Here is a 25,612-nt window from a genome sequence, read left to right on the forward strand (position 1 = left end):
CATGGTGAGCCAATCTGCGGCTGCTCAGAGAAGATCGGTGCAGAAGCCGATTCGCCCGAGACCAGCCGCATCGGCTCGGTAAAACGGTTTGGGCTGCGATGGGCTCGCTGTCTATCCTGGTCAGCGTGCCATACCAGCCTCCGCAGCCGCCCCGCGATGAACCGGTCGACCCGACCAGTCGCAAGACCGGCGGTGGGAAGGGGCGTAGACCACCGCGTCATCCCGGTCGTCGCCAGCAGCCAGACCCTACTGCGGCGAACAACCGGCTCGAAGGGCGCAACGAGCGTGAGGCTCATCGCGTAGAGGGCAGGTCGACTCGACGGTCAGATCAACGTCGCAGCGAGCGGAGCCCTCGCGATGGGGAGCGTCGTGAGCAGAGGCGACGAGGTCCGGAGACTCCCGAGCAGAAGGCCGAGCGCATTGCGCGACGGGAAGCTGCCCATCAGCGGCGGCGCGCCTCCGTTCCCGAGATTACATACCCCGATCTGCCCGTCTCGGCGCGCAAGGACGACATCGCTCAGGCTATCCGTGACCATCAGGTCGTGATCGTCGCCGGGGAGACCGGATCGGGCAAGACGACCCAACTCCCGAAGATCTGCCTCGAACTGGGCCGCGGCATCAAGGGGACCATCGGCCACACCCAGCCGCGCCGGATCGCGGCCCGCAGCGTCGCCGAGCGTATCGCCGAAGAGCTCGACGTCGAGATCGGTGCGGCCATCGGCTACCAGGTCCGGTTCACCGACCACACGACCCGGGACACGCTCGTGAAGGTGATGACGGACGGGGTCCTCCTCGCGGAGCTGCAACGTGATCGTGACCTACGTCGCTATGACACGATCGTCATCGACGAGGCACATGAGCGCAGTCTCAACATCGACTTCATCCTCGGCTATCTCAAGCAGCTCCTGCCCCGTCGTCCCGACCTGAAGGTCATCGTCACTTCCGCGACGATCGACCCCGAGAAGTTCGCTGCGCACTTCACCGATGCGCACGGCAGGCCCGCGCCGATCATCGAGGTGTCCGGCCGTACCTTCCCCGTCGAGGTCCGTTACCGGCCGCTGGTACGCACCGAACCCAACCCGAAGCCTGGCGGTGACCCCCTTGAGATCGAGATCGACCAGGTCACCGGCATTTGTGAAGCCGTCGAGGAGCTGTGGACAGAAGGCGGAGGAGCTGCCGGGTCCGGTGGTACCGGGGGAGAGGGCGGACATGACATCCTGGTTTTCCTGTCCGGTGAGCGAGAAATTCGTGATGCCGCTGACGCCCTGAACGGCATGGGCCTTCCCGACACAGAGGTCCTGCCGCTGTTCGCCCGGCTGTCCGCAGCCGAACAGCACCGGGTCTTCGCCCGTCACTCCGGCCGTCGGATCGTGCTCGCCACGAATGTCGCTGAGACCTCCTTGACCGTTCCAGGAATCCGGTACGTCGTCGATGCAGGCACCGCGCGGATCTCGCGTTACTCCCAGCGCACGAAGGTGCAACGACTGCCCATCGAACCGATCAGCCAGGCGAGCGCGAATCAGCGTTCGGGCCGTTGCGGCCGGGTCGCGGATGGTATCGCGATCCGCCTGTACACCGAGGAGGACTTCGCCGGGCGTAGCGAGTTCACCGATCCGGAGATCCTGCGCACGAACCTGGCCTCGGTCATCCTGCAGATGACGAGCCTCGGGCTGGGGGACATCTCCCGCTTCCCCTTCGTGGATCGTCCGGACAACCGGATGGTGACGGACGGGCTGCGGTTACTGCATGAACTGCACGCCGTCGACCCCGACGAACCGGATCCGCGCCGCCGACTCACTTCGGTCGGACGGCAGCTGGCGGCGGTACCGGTGGACCCGCGGATGGCGCGGATGATCCTTGCTGCGGCGCAAGAGGGCTCGCTGCGTGAGGTGTTGGTCATCGTCGCAGCCTTGTCGATCCAGGATGTCCGGGAACGCCCGGCGGACAAGCAGACCCAGGCCGACCAGGCGCATGCGCGGTTCAAGGAGGAGCACTCCGATTTCGTCACTCTGCTCAATCTGTGGCGGTACGTGAAGACGGCGCAGAAGGAGAAGTCCGGCAGCGCTTTCCGCAGGATGTGCCAGGCCGAATACCTGCATTACCTGCGGATCCGGGAATGGCAAGACCTGCACCGGGAGCTGCGTTCGGTGGCACGTGATCTCGGTCTGGTCGAGAACAGTGCGTCCGCATCAGCAGACCAGATCCATCGTGCGCTCCTGACCGGTCTGCTTTCCCACGTCGGTTTACGGGACGCGGAGAAACGCGACTATCTCGGAGCCCGAGGTGCCCGTTTCGCGATCCAGCCCGGTTCGACGCTCTTCCGCCGCCAGCCAGACTGGGTGATGTCGGCGGAGCTGGTTGAGACGACTCGGCTGTGGGCCCGCACCAATGCCATCACCGATCCGGAGTGGATCGAGCATGCCGCCCAACACCTGGTGAAACGTAGCTATTCGGAGCCGCGCTGGTCCACATCGACAGCATCGGCCGTCGCCACCGAACGGGTCACGCTCTACGGCATTCCTCTGGTCGCTGATCGGACGGTCCAGTACGGACGCATCGATCCCGAGACCAGTCGCGACCTGTTCATCCGGCATGCACTCGTCGAGGGTGACTGGACGACCCCGCACCGTTTCTTCCACGACAACCGCAAACTGGTCGACAAGCTGACCGAATGGGAATCCCGTGCTCGACGGCGGGACATCCTCGTGGAGGACGAGGACCTGGTCGAGTTCTACGATCACCGTATTCCGAAGGACGTCGTCTCCGGCGCACACTTCGACAGCTGGTGGAAGAAAGAACATCGACGCCACCCCGACCTGCTGACCTTCACCGAAGAGGTGCTGGTGGCGGAGGCTTCCGGGGGGATCGACGAAGCCCTTGCCCGTGACTATCCGCAGGTGTGGCATCAAGGAGACCTGTCTTTGCGGCTGACTTATCAGTTCGAGCCGGGTACCGACGCCGACGGCGTGACCTGCCATATCCCTCTGGACGTGCTCAATCAGGTCGACGACCTCGGTTTCGACTGGCTCGTGCCTGGCATGCGGGCCGAGCTGGCCACCGCACTGCTGAAAAGCCTTCCCAAATCAACCCGGAAACATTTCGTTCCCACTCCGGACCACGCGCAACGTGCGCTGAGTCAGGCAGACCCCGTAGAGGGCTCGCTCACCGACGAACTGGCCCGTGCTCTGTGGATCAACACCGGGGTCCGGGTCGACCCGGACGAGTTCGACCTGGAACGTCTCCCGGATCATCTACGGATGACCTTCCGGGTCGAGGACCGGCGTCGTCGTCGACTCGCCGAGGGAAAATCCCTGACCGCACTCCAGGAGCAGCTTGCGCCGAAGGTTCGGAACACCATGTCCCGAGCCGCAGGAGGCTTGGAGAAACACGGCCTGACGAGCTGGTCCTTCGGGCAGCTCCCCAACACCTTCGAAGCCGAACGGGGGCGCAGCACCATCCAAGGGTTCCCCGCCTTGGTCGACGAAGGAGACACGGTCGCCGTTCAGGTCCTGGCCAGCCTTGCGGAGCAGGAGAGCGCGACACGTCTGGGTATCCGGCGGCTGTTGCTGCTCAACACGACCGCGCCTTGGCAACGAATCCTTGGGCTGTTGAGCAATACACAGAAGCTGGCCTTGGGACACAACCCGCACGGGTCGGTCCCTGCGCTCTTGGACGATGTCCTGGCGTGCGCTGTCGATGCCATCGTTGCGAGACTCGTCGCAGCCAAACCTGGGCGGAAGATACGCACCGAACAGGATTTCCAGGACGCGCTCGCCGCGGTGCGGCGTGAGATCGTGCCCCAGGTCATCGAGATCGTGGAACTCGTGCATCCGGTACTCGATCGAGCGTTGGCCGTGCGGCTGAGCCTGGACCGGATGAGGTCACCTGCTGCGGCGGATCTGAAGGCAGACCTGACTGGGCAGCTCGATGCTTTGGTCTACGGGGGATTCGTCGCCGCGACCGGTTTTGACCAACTGCGGCATCTTCCTCGCTATCTTGCCGGGATGATCGAACGGATCGAGAAGGGATCGGTCGACCTGAGGAAGGACGCCGAGCGTGCCGCTCAGGTGGCTCGGGTCGATGCCGAGCGCATCAAGGTCGTGGAGTCCTTGCCCGCAGGCGAGCGGGAGGCTGCGGATGTCCGAGCCCTGCGGTGGATGCTCGAGGAACTGCGGGTCAGCTTGTTCGCTCAACGGCTGGGCACTGCTGGTCCGGTCTCGGAGAAACGGATCTACAAGGCGATGGACGCGGTGGAGGATGCTCACGCACGCTGAACCGTGGGTGGGCATCCTCTCCGTCCTCGTGGCTCGGTCAGCTCCCGTCAGGAACCTGGCTGCCGTGTCCCATGGAACGCAACCGTTGGCGCAGCCGAGCCGCGTCGTCGTCCATTCGTTCGGGGGAGGGGTCGTGGTCGGCCCGGTCGATGTCGAAATCGGCAGCGGAGCTGGCCGGCCAGACGTGGAGGTGAAGGTGGGGGACTTCGAATCCCTGCACGAGGAGCCCGATGCGAGGGGACTTCCATTCCTGTTGCTGCGCTTGGGCGATGATCTGGGCCACTTGGCTGAGATGGGTGAACAGTTCTGGAGAGGCGTCGGTCCACTGCGCGATCTCTTCCCTCGGCACGACCAGGGTGTGTCCGGGGGTCAGCGGGGCGATGGTGAGGAAGGCGACGCACTGCGGATCCTGCCAGACGAACCGTCCTGGGATGTCACCGGCGATGATGCGACTGAAGATACTGGCCATGGCTCCACCCTAGACAAGCAGCCGGCTTCGGTTCCGGGGTGAGTTCTTCCTCGAAGCACGTGGCGGAATCGTCCAGCAACCAGGAAAGTCAGGGTTATTCCTTCTCCAGGGCGATGTTGTTCTTTGTCTACGGCCTGTATGAGGGTGGCGCTGTGGCTACGGTTCTCCTGCGGACGGCGTAGGCTCTCTCAGGACGAAATGGACCGGATGAAAGCGCACGTGAAGTGTCCCTGCTGGATCAGATCAATAACCCCGCGGACCTGCGGAGTCTCGACCATGACCAACTCGAGGAGTTGGCGGAGGAGATCCGTGCGTTCCTGGTGCGGGCAGTGTCGGCCACCGGCGGGCATCTCGGTCCCAATCTTGGGGTCGTGGAGCTCACGATGGTTCTGCACAGAGTGTTCGACAGTCCCCATGACACCCTTGTTTTCGACACGGGGCACATCAGTTACGTGCACAAGTTGCTGACAGGACGTCAGGATTTCTCGCAGCTCCGTTCAAAGGGCGGTCTGTCGGGTTATCCGTCGAGAGCCGAGTCGGAACACGATGTGGTGGAGAACAGCCATGCCTCGACATCGTTGTCCTGGGCGACCGGTATCGCCCAAGCGCGCCGTATCCGGGGCGAGGACGACCGGCATACGGTCGCGGTGATCGGTGACGGTGCTTTGACCGGCGGGATGGCCTGGGAGGCCTTGAACAATCTCGCGAGTGTCAAGGACCTTCCCCTGGTGATCGTGGTGAACGACAACACCCGTAGCTATGCGCCGACGATCGGAGGATTGGCCGAGCATCTGGCCTGGCTGCGGACGACCCGTGAGTACGAGAAGCTGCTGAGCTGGGGCAAGGAGACCTTGTCCCGGACTCCGGTGGTGGGTCGTCCCGCTTTGGGCACCTTGCACGGGATGAAGAAGGGTCTGAAGGACATCGTGGCGCCTCAGGGGCTCTTCGAAGACCTCGGGTTGAAGTACGTCGGCCCGGTAGACGGTCACGACCTACAGGCTGTCGAGGTCGCCTTGAAACAGGCGAAGGGCTACGGCGCTCCGGTGATCGTGCACGTGATGACTCGTAAAGGAAATGGTTATGAGCATGCGTGCAACCACGACGACGACCGTTTCCATGCGGTGGGTGTGATCAATCCGGAGACAGGTCTGCCTCTGGAGGTGTCGGGTCGTTCCTGGACTGACGATTTCTCGGAGGCGATCGAGAAACTCGGTGAGGAACGGGACGATGTGGTGGCTTTGACAGCAGCCATGCTGATCCCTGTCGGACTGAAGGGTTTTGCGGAACGTTTTCCGGATCGTGTATTCGATGTCGGTATTGCGGAACAACACGCGGTGACCATGGCAGCTGGTTTGGCGTTCGGTGGTCTGCACCCTGTGGTGGCTGTCTATTCCACTTTCCTCAACCGTGCTTTCGATCAGATGTTGATGGACTGCGCCTTGCACCAAGCTGGGGTGACTTTTGTCCTCGACCGTGCCGGGATCACCGGCAGCGACGGGGCCTCCCACAACGGAATGTGGGATATGACCTTGGCAAATATTGTTCCGGGGCTGGCGCTGGCCGCACCGCGGGACGGTATACGGGTGGCCCAGGCGCTGCAGGAGGCAGCCGAGGTCGACGATGCACCGACGGTCATCCGTTTCTCCAAGGGGAATCCGCCGGCGCCGATCGACGAGATCCGCAGCATAGGTGTCGTGGATATCCTGGCCGAGCCTGATGAGTACGACGAGGTCGATGATCTGGTTGTCGCCTTGGGCTCCTTCGTCCCGCTCGCTGTGCAGGTAGCTGAGCAGCTGACGGCACGGGGTCGCAGAGTCAGGGTGATCGATCCTCGTTGGTGTCTGCCTGTGCCGGGCGAACTCATCGATATTGCCCGAGGAGCAGCGCGGATCGTGGTGATCGAGGACAATCTCGTCGGTGGTGGTATCGGTGCGGCTGTGACTTTGGCCTGCTCTGAGGCTGGCTTGACCGCGCCGGTGAAGCAGTTCGGAGTACCCAAACGCTTCCTCGATCACGCAAGTCGTGGCCAGATCCTCGCAGAGGTCGGTTTGACCGCCGACTGCATCATGCAGAGGCTGCCTGACTGATCTTTGCGCGGTCGGTAGCTGTCTCACCGCTGAAATACGAAGAAGCCTCTGGTGCGACCCTCGTGAGAGGCGGACACCGGAGGCTTCTTCGTGTTTCAGGCGGGTCAGATGTCCCGGAAGGTGGTGACGCTGGCGCCGAGTGCGTTGAGCCGCTCGGCGAGGTCCTCGTATCCACGGTTGATCACGTAGACATTGCGGAGCACGGAGGTGCCAGGGGTGGCCAGCATCGCAATGAGGATGACCACGCCGGGACGTAGCGCCGGCGGGCAGACGACCTCGGCTGCGCGCCAACGGGTCGGTCCGTCGATCAGTACCCGGTGGGGGTCGAGGAGCTGTACCTTCGCCCCGACCTTGGTGAGTTCGGTCAGGTAGATGGCACGGTTCTCGTAGACCCAGTCGTGGAGCATGGTGCGTCCTTGGGCGACGGCACCGATGAGCGCGAAGAAGGGCAGGTTGTCGATATTGAGCCCCGGGAAAGGCATCGGGTGGATCTTGTCGATGGGAGCGACCAATGGACCAGGCACGGTCGTCAGATCGGCCAGCCGGGTCTTCCCGTTGGCCGAGGCGTATTCCTCACTGAGTTCGTACTTCATGCCCATCTCGGTGAGCAGTGCGAGTTCGATCTCAAGGAATTCGACAGGGACTCGACGGATGGTGATCCGTGATTCGGTGACGACGGCGGCCGCCAGGAGGCTCATCGCCTCGATGGGGTCTTCGCTGGGGGCGTAGTCGACATCGACATCGATATGGGAGCGGCCACGCACCCGAAGAGTGGTGGTGCCGATCCCGTCGACCTCGACACCGAGCTTCTGGAGGAAGAAGCACAGATCCTGAACCATGTAGTTCGGGCTGGCGTTGCGGATGACGGTTTCGCCCTCGTAGCGGGCTGCCGCCATCAGGGCGTTCTCGGTCACCGTGTCCCCGCGTTCGGTGAGCACGATGGCGCGGGTCGGCCGGACGGACCGGTCGACGGTCGCCTCGTAGAAACCGTTCGTGGCCTGCACCATGAGGCCGAAGCTGCGGAGAGCCGTCATATGCGGCTCGATGGTCCGGGAGCCCAGGTCGCAGCCGCCGGAGAAGGGGAGGGAGAAAGAATCGAAGTCGTGCAGGAGAGGTGCGAAGAACATGATGATGGTTCGCGTGCGACGGGCGGCGGCGAGGTCCATCGCGGACAGGTCGACCCGTTCGGGGGGAATGATCTCGAGGTCACTGGTCCCGGGAAGCCATCTGGTTCGTACTCCGATGCTCTGGAGTACTTCGATGATCCGGTTGACCTCTTCGATCCGCGCGATGCTGCGCAGTGTGGTCCGCCCGCGGTTCAGCAGCGCGGCGCACAGGAGAGCGACCGCGGCGTTCTTACTGGTTTTGACATCGATCGCTCCGGAGAGCTTGGTGCCACCTTTGATGCGTAGATGTTGGGGCCCGGAGGAACCCAGCGACACGAACTCCGAATCGAGGGACTCGCCGATGCGTGCCAGCATCTCCAGGCTCAGATTTTGTTTGCCCTGCTCGATGCGGGCCACAGCGCTCTGGCTCGTGCCGAGGTTTTCGGCCAGTTCCGCCTGGGTCAGTCCCTTGTGGCGGCGGGCGTCTCGGATGAGGCCTCCGATACGTGCCAAGTAGTCCTCACTCATGTTTCTAGAATAGCTCACATATGAGATATGGGCCGGTCGCGGCGTGTTCCTGAACTATCCAGGCGCGACGGGGAGCCGTTCGTGGCAGGATCCACGAACGGGTCAGGACGATCGCCCAAGTCTTTCACACTGCGAGGGCTCTCGCGGACACGGACCTCAGAACTACTGAGACAGAAGATTGCCCGAAGTTAGGGGATATGCGATCGAGGCGCGCCCGTTGGGCGCGCCTCGATGAGCTGGCATATGACAGCAAGCTGAGAATCAGCTGGTTGATTCCCGTACTGACGAGCGCTTTCAGGCAGGAACGTCGGCCACGCCCTGCGGCAGGAACCGGCCTCCAGCCGCACGCTCCGACATCCCGGACCGGTCCAGCAAGGGGGTGAGACCCCCGTTCCAGAACTGGAAACCCGCACCGGTGATCATGCCGAGGTCGATATCCATCGGAGCAGCGACCACGCCTTCGTCGAGCATGAGCCGTGCTTCTTCGGCCAAGCCGGCCAAGACCTTCTCCCGCACTTCCTCGACCGTAAGCACCACCGGATCCGCGGGAACCTCGTGCAAGGCCAGGATCTCCGGATCCACGACCATTCCTGAGGACCCGAAGGTGTAGTAGCTGCTCTTCCCCGCCTTCACGACGCGGCGCAGGTTGTCCGATACGTAGAACCGGTCGGGAAAGGCCTTCGCAAGACTCTCGTTGTTGTGCAAGGCGATCGCCGGACCGACCAGACCCATCAGGACGAATGGCGGCATCGGCGCCACTCCGGAAAAGCCTTGGTCGGCCACCTCCACCGGTGTCCCGGCATCGACGATGCGAGCCATGTCCGACATGAACCTGCCCAGTAGTCGATTGACGATGAAAGAGGGGCTGTCCTTCACCCGGATCGTGGTCTTGCCCAAGGAACGGCCGGTCGCGAAAGCTGTCGCCAAGGTCGCCTCGTCCGTCTTCTCACCTTCGACGACTTCCAACAACGGCATCACCGCCACAGGGTTGAAGAAGTGGAAACCGACGACCCGTTCGGGGTGTTCCAGACCGGAAGCCATTTCGGTGACCGACAGCGACGAGGTGTTGGTCGCCAGGACGCATTCAGGCCCGACGACTTCTTCCACCTCTCGCCAGACCTGCTGCTTGACGCCCATCTCCTCGAAGACGGCCTCGATGACGAACTCGGCGTCGGCGAAATCAGATTTCTCGGTGGAACCGGTGATCAAGGCTTTGAAACGAGTGCACTTATCCGTGCTGAGTCGACCCTTGACGACGAGCTTGTCGAGCTCGCCGTGGACGTAGGCCACGCCCTTGGCTACTCGCTCGGCGTCCAAATCGGTGATCACCACTGGCACTTTCAACTTCCGTACGAACAGCAACGCCAGCTGGCTCGCCATCAGTCCCGCTCCCACGACCCCCACTTTGGTGACCCTTCGGGACAAAGCGCGGTCTGGAGCGCCAGCAGGCCGTTTCGCGCGTTTCTGCACCAAGTCGAAGGCATAGAGTCCGGCTCGGAGCTCATCGCTCATGATGAGATCCGCCAGAGCCTCGTTCTCCGCTTCGAAGCCTTCGGCTCGCGTATTCGTCCTGGCAGCGGACAACAGCTCCAAGGCGCGGTACGGAGCGGGAGCACGGCCTCCCGTCTTCATGTCGACAAAAGCTTTGGCCGCATCGATCGCCGCACCCCAGGCTGATTCGTCCCGGGCGACCGGCGCCCGTTCAACCGTGACCTGACCGTTGAGCACTTGCGCAGACCAGACCAGTGACTGGGCCAAGAAATCGGCAGGTTCGAAGATCGCATCGGCGATACCCAGGTCGAAGGCCTGCGGGCCTTTCAACATCTTGTTCATCGACAACGGGTTCTCGATCACGATCTTGACGGCACGTTCGATGCCGATGAGGTTCGGCAACAGCCATGTTCCGCCCCATCCCGGCAGCAGTCCTAGAAAACACTCCGGCAATGCGAGCGCGGGCACTCCGGCGGAGATGGTCCGGTAGGTGCAGTAGAGGTTGACCTCCACACCCCCGCCCAGGGCGAGACCATTCATGAAAGCGAAGGTCGGCACACTCATGTCGGTGAGCTTGGAGAAGGTGTGGTGCCCCAACTCGGCGATGGCCCGGCCCTGCTCGCGTTGTGACACCTTTGCCACGCCGGACAGATCGGCCCCAGCTGCGAGAATGAAGGGCTTTCCGGTGATGCCGACCGATGTGATCTCGTCGGTAGCGGCTCGTGCCGCGAGACCGTCCAGCACCTCGCCCAGCAAGGTCAAGGTCTGTGGCCCGAACGTATTCGGGCGGGTGTGGTCCATGCCGTTGTCGAGGGTCACCAGGGCCATGGTCCCGGCGCCCTCGGGGAGTTCGATGTCCCGGACCAGGGCGTGGGTAACGACCTCGTCCGGGAAGACCTCGGTGAAGTCGATGCTCATCGGGCATTCTCCTCGCTGTACGCGACGTAATCGCTGTGGTGGGGGTTCTCCCAAATGACGGCGGCACCCATGCCGATACCGATGCACATCGCGGTCATTCCGTAACGGACCTGTGGGTTCTCGGTGAATTGACGGGCAAGCTGGACCATCAGACGTACGCCTGAGGAAGCCAGGGGATGTCCGCAGGCGATGGCTCCGCCGTATTTGTTGACCCGGGGGTCGTCGTCGGCGATGCCGTAGTGATCGAGGAAACTGAGAACCTGGACGGCGAAGGCCTCATTGATCTCGAACAGACCGATGTCTGCGACCTCCAGACCGGCCTGGGCGAGTGCTTTCTCCGCTGCGGGTACCGGCCCGTACCCCATGATCTCCGGCTCGACGCCGGCGAAAGCGAAGGAGGTCAGACGCATCTTCACCGGAAGACCCAGTTCAGCTGCGGCCTTCTCCGAAGCGAGCAGGCATGCGGTGGCTCCGTCGTTGAGCCCGGCGGCATTTCCGGCGGTGACTCGACCATGCGGGCGGAACGGGGTCTTCAGCTCGGCCAGTGCCTCCATCGTCACTCCTGGACGGGGCGGCTCATCCTTGGTGGCCAGCCCCCACCCGAGCTCAGCATGCCTGGTGGCTATCGGGACGAGGTCGGGCTGGATCTGACCGGAGGCGTAGGCAGCCTGCATCTTGTGCTGACTGGCCATCGCGTAACGGTCGGCACGTTCCTTGGTCAACTGCGGAAAACGGTCGTGCAGGTTTTCGGCAGTATTGCCCATGTTGAGGGCTTCAGGGTCGACGAGTTTCTCCGAGACGAAACGTGGGTTCGGGTCGACGCCGGCCCCCATCGGATGGTGGCCCATGTGTTCGACACCGCCGGCCAGAGCCAGGTCGTAGGCGCCGTAGGAGATCGAGGCGGACACCGTGGTCACTGCCGTCAGGGCCCCGGCGCACATGCGATCGATGGCATAGCCCGGAACGGTGTGGGGAAGCCCGGCCAGGAGCGCGGCCGTTCTACCGATGGTCAACCCTTGGTCGCCGGTCTGGGTGGTAGCAGCCACGGCGACGTCGCCGATGCGTTCGGCCGGGACCTCCGGGTGGCGGCGCATGAGTTCTCGCAGACAGGCCACGACGAGGTCGTCAGCGCGTGTCTGGGCGTAGAGGCCTTTGTCACCTGCCTTACCGAAGGGGGTGCGGACGCCGTCGACGAAGACGACCTCATGGCGTGGAATGGACACAGAATCTCCCTGGGTCGGAAGGACGGGGAATCACCCACCGCTGTGGTCGATTCCTGTCATTCTTACCGAGGGGTAATGGCCGTACCACCGTTCTTGGGCGTGGCGTAGATCTCAGCCGACAACAGATAGAACGGGCCAATCGAAGAACTACAGCTCGATTCCGGAGCAATCAACGAGCGAACCCGACCAACACTGAGTCAGTCGGCCTTCAGGGAATCCACGATCATCGGTGCCACGATGTCGATCTGCCAAGAACGCGCACCTCGTGCGGCCAATGCGGCACCGACGGCCTTCTCAGTGGCCTCCGGAGGCGACCACAGCACCCGACGCAAGGTGTCCGGCGTGAGAACATTCTCGACCGGTACGGAATGTCGGACACCGAAAGCCTGGAGCTGCTCTCGTACAGCAGCCAGCCTGGCCGCTGCATCCGGTGCTCGGTCGGTCCAGGCCCGCTGAGGTGGCGGGGCATCGGACGGAAGAGCCAAGGGCGGTAACTGATCTTCTGGAATCTCCCTGCCCGCAGTCACTGCAGCGAGCCACGCGCTCGCATGGCGGCGTGCGGCTCGGTTCGTGGTGGAGGTTCCTACTTCGGAGAGGGACTTCGGAGTGGCATGTGCGATGTCCAAGAGGGCCGAATCGGGGATGACCCGGCTCGGTGAGATATCTCGGGATCGGGCCACGTCATCTCTGGCGAACCACAGTTCACGGGCGATGGCCATCGTCCGGCGATCGCGGATCTTGTGCAATCCGGACAGCCTCCGCCACGGGTCCACCCGGCGTACCGGGCCGGCGAAGGAGGTCAGCGCATGGAACTCTTGTTCGGCCCAGACCGATTTTCCTTGCGCATGGAGATCAGTCTCTACGGCGTCGCGAAGGTCGACGAGGACCTCGACGTCGAGCACGGCGTAGCGCAGCCAGGGCTCGGGTAGCGGCCGGGTCGACCAGTCGACCGCCGAGTGTTCCTTGGCGAGGGTGACGCCAAGATAATGCTCCAACACCGCAGCCAGTCCCACCCGTGGTTGGCCGGCGAGCCTCGCTCCCAGCTCGGTGTCGAAAAGTCGGCTGGGGCGGATACCGAGCTCGGCCAGGCAGGGGAGGTCCTGAGTGGCGGCGTGGAGAACCCACTCTGCTTCGCTCAACGTAGAACTCAATGGCGTCAGGTCTGGGCAGGCGATGGGGTCGATCAGGAAGCTGCCTGCTCCTTCACGACGGAGCTGAACCAGATAGGCACGTTGCCCGTAGCGGTATCCGGAAGCCCGCTCGGCATCGATGGCCACTGGGCCGGACCCGTTGCGGAGCGCTAGAGCTGCTTCGGACAGGCCATGTTCGTCGTCGACGATCTCGGGTATTCCCTCGGAAGGGAAATCGATCAGCCGGGGCATACCCAGGTCTTCGGGTGTCGTCGACTCGGTGACCACGACGGGTGGTCGTTCTTCGAGTTTCTTCTCCCGTCGGCGGGTGAGTTCGTCTCGGAAGAGGGCACGCCCGGCGCGGGTGCGTCGCCTGAGCGTTCCCTGTTTTTCCGTGCGCGATGCTGCCCCCGCGGGGGTGACCGGGGGGAGTTCGGTGGTTCGGCTCGTCGTGTCGGCGCCGCTGGACTCGTCTTCAGGCTTCGTGCTCATACCAGCTAACAGCATGTCATGCCGAGCTCATCGGCGCGCACCCGGGAAACTGACCACGCCGTCGGGCAACGGAGGCAACCCTGCCAAGGTGCAGAGCAGGTCGGTCCAGATCTGCAGATGCCGCCGTAAATCTTTGCCGTCGACGGTCCAGGAGGCACGCAGCTCTATTTCGACGGTGCCAGGACGTGTCTCCAGGCTGCCGAAACTTCGGGAGATGACGCGGGTGACTGTTCCGCCCAGGGCTCGGTGGCCGACGCCGGCACCGTTCAGCGCATCGCACAGCCACGACCAGCCCACTTCGCTGAGCAGAGGGTCTGCGCCCAATTCGGGTTCGATCTGAGCTGTGGACAAAGTGACGACGCGCCAGCTGCCTTCCCATACGTCCGGCGGATCCGGGTCGTGCAGGACGACGAATCGTCCTTGTGCGGATTCGTCCTCTTCGCCGGGGAGGACGACTTCGGCGCCCAATGCGGTGGTGAAGGGGGCGATTCGTCGAGGCGCCGGCAGGTCGCTCAAGGTGACCTCTGGTCGTACCCGGACGCTCGCCAGCGCACCGATGCACGCGGTGAAGTGCTCCGGTATTCCTTGGTGGGCGTGGCGACTGGTCACTGTGGCACCTTACGGGTGCGTGCCGTTCGCGGATGACGAGCCACGCCGTAAGGGTGGCCGGCGATGGTATCGGTTCCACCGCTGCACAGGGCTGCTGATCGTCGGTCTGGGGAAGTCCGTGGGAGGATGCCCTGGTGAGCGACTCTTCGAACAATATGTCCAGGGAGAGCCTGCTTGTCCGGGCTGCACGCCGTCGACCGGGTTCGCGTCCTCCGGTGTGGTTCATGCGTCAGGCGGGCAGGTCTTTGCCGGAATACCGCGCTGTGCGCGAGGGCGTGCCGATGTTGGACTCGTGTCGACGTCCTGACCTGGTTACGGAGATCACCTTGCAGCCGGTGCATCGTCATGGTGTCGATGCTGCGATCTTCTTCAGTGACATCGTGGTCCCTCTTTCCGCTGTGGGTATCGACGTGGACATCGTGCCGGGGACCGGGCCGGTGGTCCCTGAACCGATTCGTTCCCGTGCGGATCTGGACCGGCTGGTCCCACTCACTCCGGAGCATGTTCCCGACATCACGGAATCGGTGAGGCTGCTTGTGTCCGAGCTGGGCGAGACCCCCTTGATCGGTTTCGCGGGGGCTCCGTTCACTTTGGCTTCCTACCTGGTCGAGGGCGGGCCGAGCCGACATCACGAGCGGACGAAAGCGCTGATGTACGGCGACCCTGAACTCTGGCACGATCTGTGTGCCCGGCTTGCCCAGATCGCAGGCGCCTTCCTGAACGTCCAGATCGAGGCAGGCGCCTCCGCGATCCAGCTCTTCGACTCCTGGGTGGGTGCTCTGCCACTGCACGACTACAACCGATTCGTCGCCCCTCATTCCGCCGCGGTGCTGTCCTCGGTGGAGCACACCGGCGTCCCTCGGATCCATTTCGGTGTGGGAACCAGCGAGCTCCTTCCCGCGATGGGCCAGGCCGGCGCTGATGTGGTGGGAGTCGATTTCCGTGTCCCGCTGAGCGAAGCGAACTCCCGGTTGGAAGGGAAATACCCTGTTCAGGGGAACCTCGACCCCGCTTATCTTTTCGCGCCCTGGGAGGCCTTGGAAGCTGAGGTCCGGCGAATCGTCGAAGAGGGAAGATCCACGCCCGGGCATATTTTCAACCTGGGACATGGTGTCTTGCCGAATACGGATCCGGAGGTCATTACCAGAGTGGTCGATCTGGTGCGTTCCCTGGGCAAGGAGGACTGACCCTCGGCAGGTACCGCGCAGCTGCCGTCCTGAGCCTTTGCCCTCTAGACGGCAGCTGCCCTTGTCGGGACCATGGTCCACAATGGCGGCATGAACAGTCGCCCTTCTCCGAGCCAGATTCGCGCCATCAATGACACGGTGCGCTATGCCATGTGGTCTGTCTTCGCCTCGGCGGTTCCTCTGCCTGAAGAGGAACGTGACCACATGGCCGAGGAGGCCGAGGCCTTTTTCGCCGGGTTGGAGGACGAAGATGTTGTCGTCCGCGGCTGCTACGACATCTCTGGGTTGAGGGCGGAAGCCGACCTGATGATCTGGTGGCATGCCGAGACGATCGAGCAGCTGCAAGCCGCTTATCAGGCTTTTCGCCGTACTGAGCTGGGGCGTTGTCTCGACCCGGTCTGGTCGTCGGCTGCGCTGCACCGTCCGGCCGAGTTCAACAAAGGACACATCCCGGCATTCCTCGCTGGTGAAGAGCCCCGCGCCTATGTCTGCGTGTACCCCTTCGTGCGCAGCTACGACTGGTACTTGCTGGACGACGCCCAGCGCCGTGAGCTCCTGTCCGAGCACGGGCAGATGGCTCGTGGGTTCCCGGACGTGCGGGCCAACACCATCGCTTCCTTCGCGCTCAACGACTACGAATGGGTGCTGGCCTTCGAAGCGGACGAGCTGCACCGGATCGTCGACCTGATGCGGCACCTGCGGGGGTCGCGTGCGCGGATGCACGTGCGTGAGGAGGTTCCGTTCTTCACTGGTCCTCGTCGGTCTCCGGCTCAGATCGTGGCTTCCTTGCCCTGAGAGGTCAGCGATCCGTGCCGGTTGTTTCGTACGGTCGGTGCCCTCCGGAGAAGAGTTGGTGTCCCACCGCTGTGGAAACGTGGTGGGACACTTCTTCTGGATGCTCGGCTGAGGGGGAAGCACGGCGATCGGCTGATCAGTACTGGCGGGCCATCAACCTGAGTGCGTCGGCGGCAACGTTTTTGCCGTCGTGGAAGCCCATGTTCCAGGGGGCTCCGCCGAAGAGGTGTTCTTCTGGGGAGGGGCTGATCCGTTCGGCTGCAGTGTGCAGGATTTCGCGGCGGATCTCGTCGGCTTCGGCCTGAAAAAGGTTGAGACAACTGTCGGCGATCCTGCAGGCTTCGTCATAAGCGATGCGAGGCTCTCCTTCGTCATCAGCCCCGGAAAGCATCGCCACCAGCAGGTCTCGCGTGATCATGGCTATCGTCCTCTCTGCTTGCAGCGACCACTGGCCTGGCTGCGCTTCCCCGTCTCGTGGGGCTTATCGGCAGCCATCCTCACCTTGTGAGGATGGCTCGGAGAGGGAGGTCCGGTCCTGTCCGAATCGTGAAAATATCTGATGTTCAGTCCTGGTCGCTCTTGTTGAACTGGAGGCTGATCGAATTGACGCAGTATCGACGGTCGGTCGGGGTGCCATAGCCTTCGCCGACAAAGACATGGCCGAGATGGGAGCCGCATGATGCGCATCTGACCTCGGTGCGGGTCATGCCGTGGCTGATGTCCTCGAGGTATTCCACCGAGTTTCCATCGGATGGCGCATAGAAGGATGGCCACCCGCAGTGGCTGGAGAACTTGGTCGTACTCGTGAAGAGTTCAGCGCCACAGCCTTTGCAGTGGTAGGCGCCGTTCTCGGTGTTGTCGGTGTACTCACCGGTGCCCGGAGGCTCGGTGCCACCTCGACGCAGGACCTGGAACTCCTGCGGGGACAGGATGCGTGCCCACTCGTCCTCGCTGTGCCGCACGGGATAGTCGTACTCACTCATCGGGGAGCCTTCCGTGATCGACGTCTGCGGGCAGTGGCGGTACCGCAGATCACACACCGTGCCTAACACCGTGGTGGCGTTCTTCCTTCCCAGAAGGACGCCACCACGATGTTCAATGGTTCAGATCCGTCACCAGCCGCGTGTGTTCAGCCGCACGACCTGCGGGTCGTGGTCGCTGTCCTGATCGGCGAATTCAGAATTGGTATGGACGATGTCGTAGGCCAATGCCGGTACTTGTCCAGCGGTCTTCTGCAGGCCACGACTCACCAGGATCTGGTCGAGGATCTGGCTGTTCCCTTGGAAGATGTAGCTGTACCTGTCGTTGACGGGCAGGGTCTTCGTCAGGGAGAGGAGGGCTCCCTCACCTTGGCCTTCGAGGATTCGAGCGGTCTGGCTGTACTCGAAGTCGTTCATGTCTCCCAGGACCACGACTCGCGCATCCGGACGCCCGGAGACCAGTTTGTCCACGAAGCCACGGACCAGGCGGGCCTGGGCATGACGTGAGCTTTCGCTCCGGCGCTGAGGCTGCTGGACCCGGCCGAACTGGGGGTCGTCGCCTCCTTTACTGCCGAAGTGGTTGGCGATCACGATCAGCGACTTGTCCTTGATCCGGAATTCCGCGGCCAGCGGTTTGCGGGAACGGCTCCAGGCCTTGTCAGCGGGGGCGATCCGTCCAGGGTTGTGGGTGAGGTGAGGTTGTCCGTCCTCGCCGGAGACGATTCCGACAGAGGTGACGGCGTCCCCGGCTTGACCGGGAGCAGGGGCCAGCCCTCGATCGGCGCGGTAGAAGAAGACCTGCCGGATGTTCCCGCCGGGCTTGCCCCCGTCGACGTTGTTCTGCGGGTCGATCCACAGCCCGCGGTATTCGGGTCCGCCTTGGGCCTTGACCGCATCCGCCAAGCGTTGCACCGTCCTGGTGGAGGTGACCGTGCCGTCATCGGCCGGGCCTGAGTCGTCCTGGATTTCTTCCAAGGCGACGACGTCGGGACTGTGCAGGTTGGCGACGATCTGGGCGGCAAGCCGGTCGAACTTCTCCTGAGGAGAGGACATGGAGAGGTTCTCGACGTTGAAGGTGGAGACAGCGACCTCGTCGGGCGAGGCCGGTGTGGTGCTTTCCCGCTGGAGCCCGCCGCTGCGAACCTCGGGCTGACCGGTCAGCAGGATCTTCGGGACGCCGAAGTCGTAGTCCATGACGCCGGTGACCTCGCCGGGCAGGGTGTCGTTCACATTCGCCTTGGGCATCGAGTTCGAGGGCAGCAGAGACCCCTTCAGATGGACCCGGGCACTATTGGGCTTGTCGTACCCGGAGTAGACGACTCCTCCTCGTGCGCTGTCGACCTGCCCTTTGGCCTGCCCCGGAACGACCACCATCTCCCCGTAGGACGTCGTGGCACCGACCACGCGAGCGTCCCGCACGGTGACTCTCATCCCCTCGAGGGATTCGTAGAAGTCGAGGGCATTGCTCTGCGGGCGCAGCGGAGGGTTGGCCTTGTCGAGATCTCCGACATTCCCGCTGTAGACACTCTGAGCCGGGGCAATCCGGTCGACACCGATGACGACCGGTGGAGGAAGCTCATTGCCGGAGGACAGGGTTCGAACGGTTGAGGCGGCGAGCTGGGTGGTACTCAGATTCCTCGGGGCATTCTTCGGCCGGAATTCGTTGACCTTCCCGGTGACTTCCACCGCATCACCGACCTTCACCCCGGGGGCCTGGTGGGTGAAGACGTAGATGCCATCGCTCGCGGCAGGGTTATTGGCGGAACGCGCCGACTGCATCCAGAAACCCCGCTTGTTCAGGGCGGTCACGATGCCCGGAACATTGGCGACTCCCTTTCCCGCATAAGGGGAGACGTGGGTGCCACCTTGGATCTGGGCGATGCTCAGTGCGGTCTTGCCCGGTTGCGAGGGTGCCGGGTTGGTCGGCTTGCCAGGTGTGGGAGAGACCGGAGGGCGAGGGACTGGCGTGGCCCGGCAGGAGACGCTGGGCGCAGAGCTGTTCAGGGGGGAGGGAACGGTGCGGTGGAAGTCGACGGCGTTGTCGTCGGTGTCCGTGCAGACATGACGACGGGACACCGAGGTCGCATTGGTGGTCGTCGGCGCCGGGCGACCTTCGGCACCTTGGGTTTTAGCGCCCCACCCCAGCAGATCGACGATCTGTCCGTGGGGGTCGACGACCGCGATCCGTCCACCGGTCGCAGAGATGGCGATCCTGCCGACAGCATCCGGCGTGGGCAATGGGCGACCGTTGTCATCGGTACGTCCGGCAGCCTGCTGGACCAGGAAATGTCGCCCAGGTGCGATCTGCCCGGACAGCTGTGTCAGCGCCGGACGATCACCGGTGGCGGACCAGTACTGCAGGCTCCAACCGTGGAGGTCGACGGGTTGTGCCCCACGGTTGAAGAGTTCGACGAAATCGTGGGTGTGGGTGGATCCGGTGTTTCCGCCGCCGCCGTAGGCCTCGGAGATGACGAGGGTGCGGCTGGCGGCGGACGCGCTGGCAGGCAGCATGACGAGGGGGCTCATCGCGAGGGGAAGCGTGAGTGCGAGCAGCTTGACTGAGTAGCGTTGCATTGCTTCGACTTTCAGACGAAAAGTTGAGCGGTGAACCGAAGGTATATGCCGTGAACTGCTGCGGGGGAGATGTTGCTCAAAACCTGCGACCAACTTCTGGTGACTGGTCCGTTTCGAGAAATAACTGCCCGTCGCCCCGAGGTGGAGACCTAGAGCGGACAACAGGATCCGATGTATGCACCACAGAGCTCTTTGGCAGGATGGGAGGGTGCAATCACCTGTTCAACACAAGCATCTTGCGGTCTACGCAGCCGGCGTCATGACCGGCGTCGGAGCCGTCGCCATGGGAGTCGTCGCGGTGGCCTCCTACGCACTGCGTCTCATGCTCACCCCGGACAGGGACAGACCCGACAACATCGAGATCCTCGCCGTCGAAGACGACGAGGTCACCTTGCGGGCCAATGTCGACACCGTGGTCCCCGGCCGGTACGGCCTCTGGCTGGACCGTGGACGAGGACACGCCCGGGTCGGAGAAATCATCGAACACCACCAGGAAACCGGCACCGTCCGCCGTGTACTGGAAGGCGTCGACTCAGGAACCCTGAAGCCGGGACCAGCCCGTTGGAACGGTTACTACCACGGCGGAAACCCTGCCAGCTCTCTCGGACTGCAATACCACGAGGTATGCGTCCAAGGCCCTCTCGGTCACCTGCCGGCCTGGCACGTCCCACCCGAGGACGGGGCCGAATCGAGTGACAAATGGGCAGTCCTCGTCCACGGCCGTAGCGCCTTCCGCACCGAATGCCTCCGCGCGGTGCCCGCCTTACGACGACTGGGATGGAACTGCCTGATCGTCGGCTATCGCAATGACGACGACGCCCCGGCGAGCCGAGACCGCCTGTACGCCTTGGGTTTGTCCGAGTGGGCCGATGTGGACGCAGCCCTCGAATACGCCCGCGGGCGGGGAGCACGACGGATCTGCCTAGCCGGATGGTCCATGGGGGGCGCGATCGTCTTCCAGACCTTGGCCCGCTCCTCCCGGGCGAACCTGGTCACCGACGTGATCCTCGACGGGCCCGTCGTCGACTGGCGCGACGTGATCTCCCACCATTCCCGGCTGGGTGGGCTGCCCGAAGCCGTGGCCCGCTCCGCGCCACATGTCTTGCGTTCCCGCGGCGCGAAACAGTTGATCGGTATCTCCCGCCCGCTGGACATCGCTGAAGCAGACTGGTCATCCCGCGCCGACGAACTCACTCACCGGATCCTGCTGATCCATTCGGTGGAGGACGACTTCGTCCCGATCGGCCCTTCCCGCGCGCTCGCGGAGGCCCGGCCGGACCTGGTGACCTTCGTGGAATGGCCTACGGCCCGGCACACCAAGGAGTGGAACACCGACCCGGAGCGGTGGGAGCAGGTCGTCGAGGACTTCCTGGCCGAGGGTGAAGAGAGCCCCCGCTGTCCGTGAGTCGTGGATGGAGCTGACGACCCGGCGGAGGTCGGGGACGTGATGCCGAGGGGCCCGGGAAGCAGAACTTCCCGGGCCCCTCAAGGTTGTTCCAGAACACTCAGTCCTGGTTGTCCACCCGCGTGGGTGCCGGGGCCTCAGGTGCTCCGGGAAGCGATGACGAGGTGGCATTGGCGGTAGCTAGCTCTTCGATGTCATCCGGCTCTTCGGGCATCGGAACGCTGTGCAGCACGAGGACCGACCGGCCAGCGACCGGCACGGAGTCACCGGGGGAGAGCAAAGCAGCATTGGGGTCGGGGAGCCCGGTGGCCAAGGCTGTATTGATCGCGACCTGCCACCGTAGGTCAGCGTGTTCCAACGGGTCTGGGATGGTGAACTCGACGGCTTCGCTGTGTGCGTTGAACATGAGGATGAAGTCGTCGTCGAGGACTCGCCGGCCGAGCGCGTCGGGAGCCTGGATGCCGTCTCCGTTCAGGAAGACGCCCAAGGTGCGGGCGTAACCGGTCTGCCAGTCCTCCTCCCGCATCTCCTCGCCGTTGACTCCCATCCAGACGATGTCTCTCAGTTCTGATTCGCCGCCGTGGTCGGCATTGCCCCGGAAGAAACGACGACGACGGAAAACCGGATGGTCTTGACGGAGTTGGATCAATGATCGGGTGAACTGCAGAAGGCTCTCTTGTTCGCGGGAGAGCTCCCAGTCGATCCAGGACAGTTCGTTGTCCTGGCAGTAGACATTGTTGTTACCTTGCTGGGTGCGGCCGAGCTCGTCACCATGTGCCAGCATCGGCACACCCTGGCTGAGTAGCAAGGTGGTCAGCATATTGCGTACCTGTTGACGCCGTAGCGCCAGGATGTCGGCGTTCTCGGTGTCGCCTTCTTCGCCACAGTTCCAGGAACGGTTATGGTTTTCGCCGTCGGCGCCGCCCTCTCCGTTGGCCTCATTGTGTTTTTCGTTGTAGGAGACGAGATCACGCAGGGTGAATCCGTCATGGGCGACGACGAAGTTCACGGAGGCGATGGGAAAACGACCTGAATGTGCGTAGAGGTCGCTGCTGCCGGTGAGCCGCGAGGCGAACTCCGAAAGGGCTGCGGCTTCTCCTCGCCAGTAGTCGCGCACGGTGTCACGGTATTTTCCGTTCCATTCTGTCCACAATGGAGGAAAATTGCCGACCTGGTATCCGCCGTCGCCGAGATCCCAGGGTTCGGCGATGAGCTTCACCTGGCTGATGATCGGATCCTGTTGGATGAGATCGAAGAAGGCAGAGAGCTTGTCGACCTCGTGGAACTGCCGCGCCAGGGTGGCGGCCAGGTCGAAACGGAAGCCGTCGACATGCATTTCTGTCACCCAGTAGCGCAGCGAATCCATGATCAGCTGCAGGACGTGGGGGTGCCTCATGAGAAGGCTGTTCCCTGTTCCTGTGGTGTCGTAGTAGTGCTCTTTGTTGTCGTCGACCAGGCGGTAGTACGCGGAGTTGTCGATACCGCGGAAACAGATGGTCGGCCCGAATTCGTTGCCTTCTGCCGTGTGGTTGTAGACCACGTCGAGAATGACTTCGATATCAGCCTCGTGCAGGGCTTTCACCATCGATTTGAACTCGGTGACCTGTTGGCCGAGTGTGCCGGTCGCCGAGTATTCGTTGTGGGGGGCGAGGAACCCGATGGTGTTGTATCCCCAGTAGTTGCGCAGGCCTTTTTCCTGCAGATGGGTGTCCTGGACGAATTGGTGCACCGGGAGCAGCTCGATGGCGGTGACACCGAGGTCTTGCAGATACCCGATGACTGCCGGATGGGCGATCGCGGCATAGGTGCCGCGGATGTCCTCGGGGACCTCCGGGTGGGTCATCGTCAACCCTTTGACGTGGGCTTCGTAGAGCACCGTCTCGTGGTATTCGTGCCGTGGCGGACGGTCATGACCCCAGTCGAAGAAGGGATTGATGACCACGGACAACATGGTGTGCCCGAGGGAATCTGTGTCGTTGAAAGTCTCCGGGGAGCCGAACTTGTAGGAGAAGAGCGACTCGTCACCGCTGCCGGACCCGTGGACGGCCTTGGCGTAGGGGTCGAGCAGAAGCTTGCTCGGATTGCACCGGTGCCCCTTCTCCGGCTCGTAGGGGCCGTGGACGCGGTATCCGTAGCGTTGGCCGGGCTGCAGGTTGGGCACGTATCCATGCCAGACATACCCGTCGACTTCGGTGAGCTCCAGCCGCTCTTCTGTCCCAGAACCGTCGATCAGGCAGAGCTCGACCTTGTCGGCGACCTCGGAGAAGAGAGCGAAGTTGACGCCGGAGCCGTCGTAGGTGGCTCCCAGGGGGTATGCCTTGCCGGGCCAGATGTCCATGTGTCCCACTTCGTCGATCCTGCCGGCCGGAGTGCCCGTCCGGTGCCGCGCGTAGACGAAGCCACGCGAGCGGCAACGATACTCCGCTTTGGGGGTTCGGACCTCGCTGTGAATGGGCTTTGTCGCCGGGGTGACATGTGCGGCTGGGCACTGGCTGCTCGCGGGTGCGCAGCGGGGGCAGGAGAAGGGGATGTTCGCTTCTTGGTCGGGCGGCCCGGGGGTACTTCTCCTTGGGAGACACCAGTGAAGGATCGGAGTGCTTTGAAGTGCTCACGGGCGAACCCAATGCGGGGGCAAAGGCCGTCCTATCTGTGAATTCCCTTTTTCTGTAAGTGTTTTAGGGGGGTGTCGAGGGTATGGGCGGCGGGGTGGTCTGCGCCGAGTTGGACGAGGTGCACCCAATGCGTTAGTGTCATGGGGCACCCGGGGACAGCAAGTCAGCGGGGAAGCAAGCGGACGTGGCTCAGTTGGTAGAGCATCACCTTGCCAAGGTGAGGGTCGCGGGTTCGAGTCCCGTCGTCCGCTCGAAGGCCCCAGGCCTTTAAAAGAGGGTATTGGAGCTCTCACGGTGGAGTGGCCGAGAGGCGAGGCAACGGCCTGCAAAGCCGTGTACACGGGTTCAAATCCCGTCTCCACCTCCACTCTTTAACTTGGGCGATTGGCGCAGGTGGCTAGCGCGCTTCCTTGACACGGAAGAGGTCACAGGTTCAAGTCCTGTATCGCCCACCAGCAGTACTTCGAGAGGGGCTCGCATCTACGGATGTGAGTCCCTCTCGAAGTTCGGATTGCTGTGAGTTTCCTTCAAGGTCACTCAAACTGACAGTTTGATAGAGTCGCTTCTGCGCTCGTCGAAGTGTCGGGTACGGACGTATAGCTCAGTTGGTTAGAGCGTTCGCTTCACACGCGAAAGGTCAGGGGTTCGAGTCCCTTTACGTCCACTTCACTAGCAAAGTACGCGACTGGCCCCACCTCATGGTGGGGCTTTTTCGTTTGCTGTGCCAAGCACTGGCCCGCGGTTGCGGGGTGGCTTCACCGGTTTCCCGATGTCGCTACCGTCGAGAACAGGACAGTTCTCGTCCCGGGGTGGCGCGCTTGGCATCTGAAATCGAGGGTTCTTCTTCCGTGTTTTCCGCTGCGGTCCTCTCGAGGGAACGTGGCTTGCGGTCGAGCCCTGCTGCCACTCCGGCGAGGATGATGACGGTGCCGATGATCTGGGGGGCGCTCAGTGTCTCGTGGGCGGCCAGGAGTCCGATGAGCGTGCCTGAAAGTGGGTTCAGCAGCCCGATGAGGCCGACGGTGCCGGCAGGGAGTCGTTGGAGGCCGTGGAACCAGGCTGCATAGGCCAGAGCTGTCGCGATGATGACGAGGTAGGTGAAAGCGACGACGGCGTTCATTTCCAAGGGCGGTGGGCTGCCTTCGATCATCAGGGCGATCGGCGTGATCATGAGCCCGCCTGCGGTGAGCTGCCAGGCTGCGAAGGTCAAGGGGGTGACCGGTGGCTGCCACCGTTTGGTGAGGACGAAGCCCAGTGACGACGAGGTCATCGCGAGCAGGGATGCGGCCACGCCGATCAGGTCGAGGCCGAAGGAGGCTCCGCTGACGAGGAGTGCCACGCCGATGATGCCGCCGAAGCCGCCCACGTATTTGCGTAGCGGCGCTTTCTCGCCGAGCAAGACACGGCCCATCAGGAGCAGTACGACTGCAGAACTGGCCATCAGTGTGGCTGCGACCCCTGAGGGGAGCCGTTGGCCGGCGACGTAGATCAGGGCGAAGAAGCCGCCGACGGTGAGTGCGCTGATCACTGCGGTGCGCCACCACCAGGATCCGCGGGGGAGTTGCCGGGCGAGGAGCATCAGCAGGAGCCCCGCAGGTAGGGCGCGTAGCGCCGCGCCGGTCAGCGGGATGTCGGAGGGAAGCCAGTGGCGGATGACGAAATAGGTGGACCCCCAGGCGATGGGCGCGATGGCCGTGATGAGGACATCGCGCAGACGTATTGCTTCCATGGA

At 63.3% G+C, this 25,612-nt stretch carries 16 protein-coding genes and 4 tRNA genes; 9 read left to right on the plus strand and 11 right to left on the minus strand.

Annotated elements, in window-relative coordinates; genetic code table 11:
* The first annotated feature begins 125 nt into the window (after window positions 1–125).
* Window positions 126–4,274, plus strand: a complete 4,149-nt coding sequence (hrpA, locus tag DX923_RS07280; protein ID WP_116116214.1) for an ATP-dependent RNA helicase HrpA — start codon at window positions 126–128, stop codon at window positions 4,272–4,274.
* A 37-nt stretch (window positions 4,275–4,311) separates the two neighbouring features.
* Here hrpA and DX923_RS07285 read toward each other — a convergent pair whose 3' ends face one another.
* Window positions 4,312–4,743, minus strand: a complete 432-nt coding sequence (locus DX923_RS07285) for an HIT family protein (protein WP_116113761.1) — start codon at window positions 4,741–4,743, stop codon at window positions 4,312–4,314.
* A 224-nt stretch (window positions 4,744–4,967) separates the two neighbouring features.
* Here DX923_RS07285 and dxs point away from each other — a divergent pair, with 224 nt between their 5' ends.
* Window positions 4,968–6,830, plus strand: coding sequence for a 1-deoxy-D-xylulose-5-phosphate synthase (gene dxs, locus DX923_RS07290; RefSeq protein ID WP_116113763.1), 1,863 nt, complete (start codon window positions 4,968–4,970; stop codon window positions 6,828–6,830).
* A 104-nt stretch (window positions 6,831–6,934) separates the two neighbouring features.
* Here dxs and DX923_RS07295 read toward each other — a convergent pair whose 3' ends face one another.
* The 5 genes from DX923_RS07295 to DX923_RS07315 form a co-directional block, all read right to left on the minus strand.
* Window positions 6,935–8,464, minus strand: coding sequence for a helix-turn-helix domain-containing protein (locus DX923_RS07295; protein WP_116113764.1), 1,530 nt, complete (start codon window positions 8,462–8,464; stop codon window positions 6,935–6,937).
* A 294-nt stretch (window positions 8,465–8,758) separates the two neighbouring features.
* Window positions 8,759–10,873, minus strand: coding sequence for a 3-hydroxyacyl-CoA dehydrogenase NAD-binding domain-containing protein (locus DX923_RS07300; protein WP_116113766.1), 2,115 nt, complete (start codon window positions 10,871–10,873; stop codon window positions 8,759–8,761).
* Window positions 10,870–12,090 (minus strand): thiolase family protein, encoded by a 1,221-nt coding sequence (locus tag DX923_RS07305; protein WP_430732302.1) that lies wholly within the window; start codon window positions 12,088–12,090, stop codon window positions 10,870–10,872. The genes DX923_RS07300 and DX923_RS07305 overlap by 4 nt, the downstream gene beginning before the upstream one ends.
* Before the next feature lie 203 nt (window positions 12,091–12,293).
* Entirely contained in the window at window positions 12,294–13,718 is a 1,425-nt protein-coding gene (locus DX923_RS07310; protein ID WP_240322793.1) for an HRDC domain-containing protein, read from the minus strand.
* A 27-nt stretch (window positions 13,719–13,745) separates the two neighbouring features.
* Complete coding sequence (locus DX923_RS07315; protein ID WP_116113771.1) at window positions 13,746–14,327, minus strand: DUF3000 domain-containing protein; 582 nt, start codon at window positions 14,325–14,327, stop codon at window positions 13,746–13,748.
* A gap of 155 nt (window positions 14,328–14,482) precedes the next feature.
* Here DX923_RS07315 and hemE point away from each other — a divergent pair, with 155 nt between their 5' ends.
* On the plus strand, window positions 14,483–15,514 hold the full coding sequence (hemE, locus tag DX923_RS07320) for a uroporphyrinogen decarboxylase (protein ID WP_116116215.1): 1,032 nt from the start codon (window positions 14,483–14,485) through the stop codon (window positions 15,512–15,514).
* A gap of 90 nt (window positions 15,515–15,604) precedes the next feature.
* Entirely contained in the window at window positions 15,605–16,309 is a 705-nt protein-coding gene (gene hemQ / locus DX923_RS07325; protein ID WP_116113773.1) for a hydrogen peroxide-dependent heme synthase, read from the plus strand.
* Between the two features lie 136 nt (window positions 16,310–16,445).
* On the opposite strand, the gene DX923_RS07330 is transcribed toward hemQ, so the two are convergent.
* The 3 genes from DX923_RS07330 to DX923_RS07340 form a co-directional block, all read right to left on the minus strand.
* On the minus strand, window positions 16,446–16,727 hold the full coding sequence (locus tag DX923_RS07330; protein ID WP_116113774.1) for a hypothetical protein: 282 nt from the start codon (window positions 16,725–16,727) through the stop codon (window positions 16,446–16,448).
* A gap of 145 nt (window positions 16,728–16,872) precedes the next feature.
* Window positions 16,873–17,292: a peptide-methionine (R)-S-oxide reductase MsrB gene (gene msrB / locus DX923_RS07335; protein ID WP_116116216.1), complete on the minus strand. Its 420-nt coding sequence runs from the start codon at window positions 17,290–17,292 to the stop codon at window positions 16,873–16,875.
* Window positions 17,293–17,421: 129 nt separating this feature from the next.
* Window positions 17,422–19,863 (minus strand): lamin tail domain-containing protein, encoded by a 2,442-nt coding sequence (locus tag DX923_RS07340; RefSeq protein ID WP_116113776.1) that lies wholly within the window; start codon window positions 19,861–19,863, stop codon window positions 17,422–17,424.
* A 208-nt stretch (window positions 19,864–20,071) separates the two neighbouring features.
* Between DX923_RS07340 and DX923_RS07345 the strand changes: the two genes are divergently transcribed.
* Window positions 20,072–21,268, plus strand: coding sequence for an alpha/beta hydrolase family protein (locus tag DX923_RS07345; RefSeq protein WP_116113777.1), 1,197 nt, complete (start codon window positions 20,072–20,074; stop codon window positions 21,266–21,268).
* Window positions 21,269–21,368: 100 nt separating this feature from the next.
* Here DX923_RS07345 and glgX read toward each other — a convergent pair whose 3' ends face one another.
* Window positions 21,369–23,606: a glycogen debranching protein GlgX gene (gene glgX, locus DX923_RS07350; protein WP_116116217.1), complete on the minus strand. Its 2,238-nt coding sequence runs from the start codon at window positions 23,604–23,606 to the stop codon at window positions 21,369–21,371.
* A gap of 452 nt (window positions 23,607–24,058) precedes the next feature.
* On the opposite strand from glgX, the gene DX923_RS07355 reads away from it, so the two are divergent.
* The 4 genes from DX923_RS07355 (at window position 24,059) to DX923_RS07370 (ending at window position 24,544) form a co-directional block, all read left to right on the plus strand.
* Window positions 24,059–24,131: transfer RNA gene (locus DX923_RS07355), tRNA-Gly, on the plus strand.
* Window positions 24,132–24,173: 42 nt separating this feature from the next.
* Window positions 24,174–24,247 (plus strand) — tRNA-Cys (locus DX923_RS07360).
* An 11-nt stretch (window positions 24,248–24,258) separates the two neighbouring features.
* Window positions 24,259–24,335: transfer RNA gene (locus DX923_RS07365), tRNA-Val, on the plus strand.
* A gap of 135 nt (window positions 24,336–24,470) precedes the next feature.
* Window positions 24,471–24,544 (plus strand) — tRNA-Val (locus tag DX923_RS07370).
* 111 nt (window positions 24,545–24,655) lie between these two features.
* Here DX923_RS07370 and DX923_RS07375 read toward each other — a convergent pair.
* Entirely contained in the window at window positions 24,656–25,609 is a 954-nt protein-coding gene (locus tag DX923_RS07375) for a DMT family transporter (protein ID WP_116113779.1), read from the minus strand.
* Between the last annotated feature and the right edge of the window lie 3 nt (window positions 25,610–25,612).

The organism is Austwickia chelonae (genome assembly GCF_003391095.1).
Classification (GTDB): Bacteria; Actinomycetota; Actinomycetes; order Actinomycetales; family Dermatophilaceae; genus Austwickia; species Austwickia chelonae_A.

Bases quoted from the DNA above. Each gene is read 5' to 3' on its own strand.
- DX923_RS07285 (WP_116113761.1), bottom strand. From the start codon at position 4,743: ATGGCCAGTATCTTCAGTCGCATCATCGCCGGTGACATCCCAGGACGG.
- DX923_RS07295 (WP_116113764.1), bottom strand. From the start codon at position 8,464: ATGAGTGAGGACTACTTGGCACGTATCGGAGGCCTCATCCGAGACGCC.
- DX923_RS07300 (WP_116113766.1), bottom strand. From the start codon at position 10,873: ATGAGCATCGACTTCACCGAGGTCTTCCCGGACGAGGTCGTTACCCAC.
- DX923_RS07310 (WP_240322793.1), bottom strand. From the start codon at position 13,718: ATGAGCACGAAGCCTGAAGACGAGTCCAGCGGCGCCGACACGACGAGC.
- hemE (WP_116116215.1), top strand. From the start codon at position 14,483: ATGTCCAGGGAGAGCCTGCTTGTCCGGGCTGCACGCCGTCGACCGGGT.
- hemQ (WP_116113773.1), top strand. From the start codon at position 15,605: ATGAACAGTCGCCCTTCTCCGAGCCAGATTCGCGCCATCAATGACACG.
- DX923_RS07330 (WP_116113774.1), bottom strand. From the start codon at position 16,727: ATGATCACGCGAGACCTGCTGGTGGCGATGCTTTCCGGGGCTGATGAC.
- msrB (WP_116116216.1), bottom strand. From the start codon at position 17,292: ATGAGTGAGTACGACTATCCCGTGCGGCACAGCGAGGACGAGTGGGCA.
- DX923_RS07340 (WP_116113776.1), bottom strand. From the start codon at position 19,863: ATGCAACGCTACTCAGTCAAGCTGCTCGCACTCACGCTTCCCCTCGCG.
- glgX (WP_116116217.1), bottom strand. From the start codon at position 23,606: ATGGACATCTGGCCCGGCAAGGCATACCCCCTGGGAGCCACCTACGAC.
- DX923_RS07375 (WP_116113779.1), bottom strand. From the start codon at position 25,609: ATGGAAGCAATACGTCTGCGCGATGTCCTCATCACGGCCATCGCGCCC.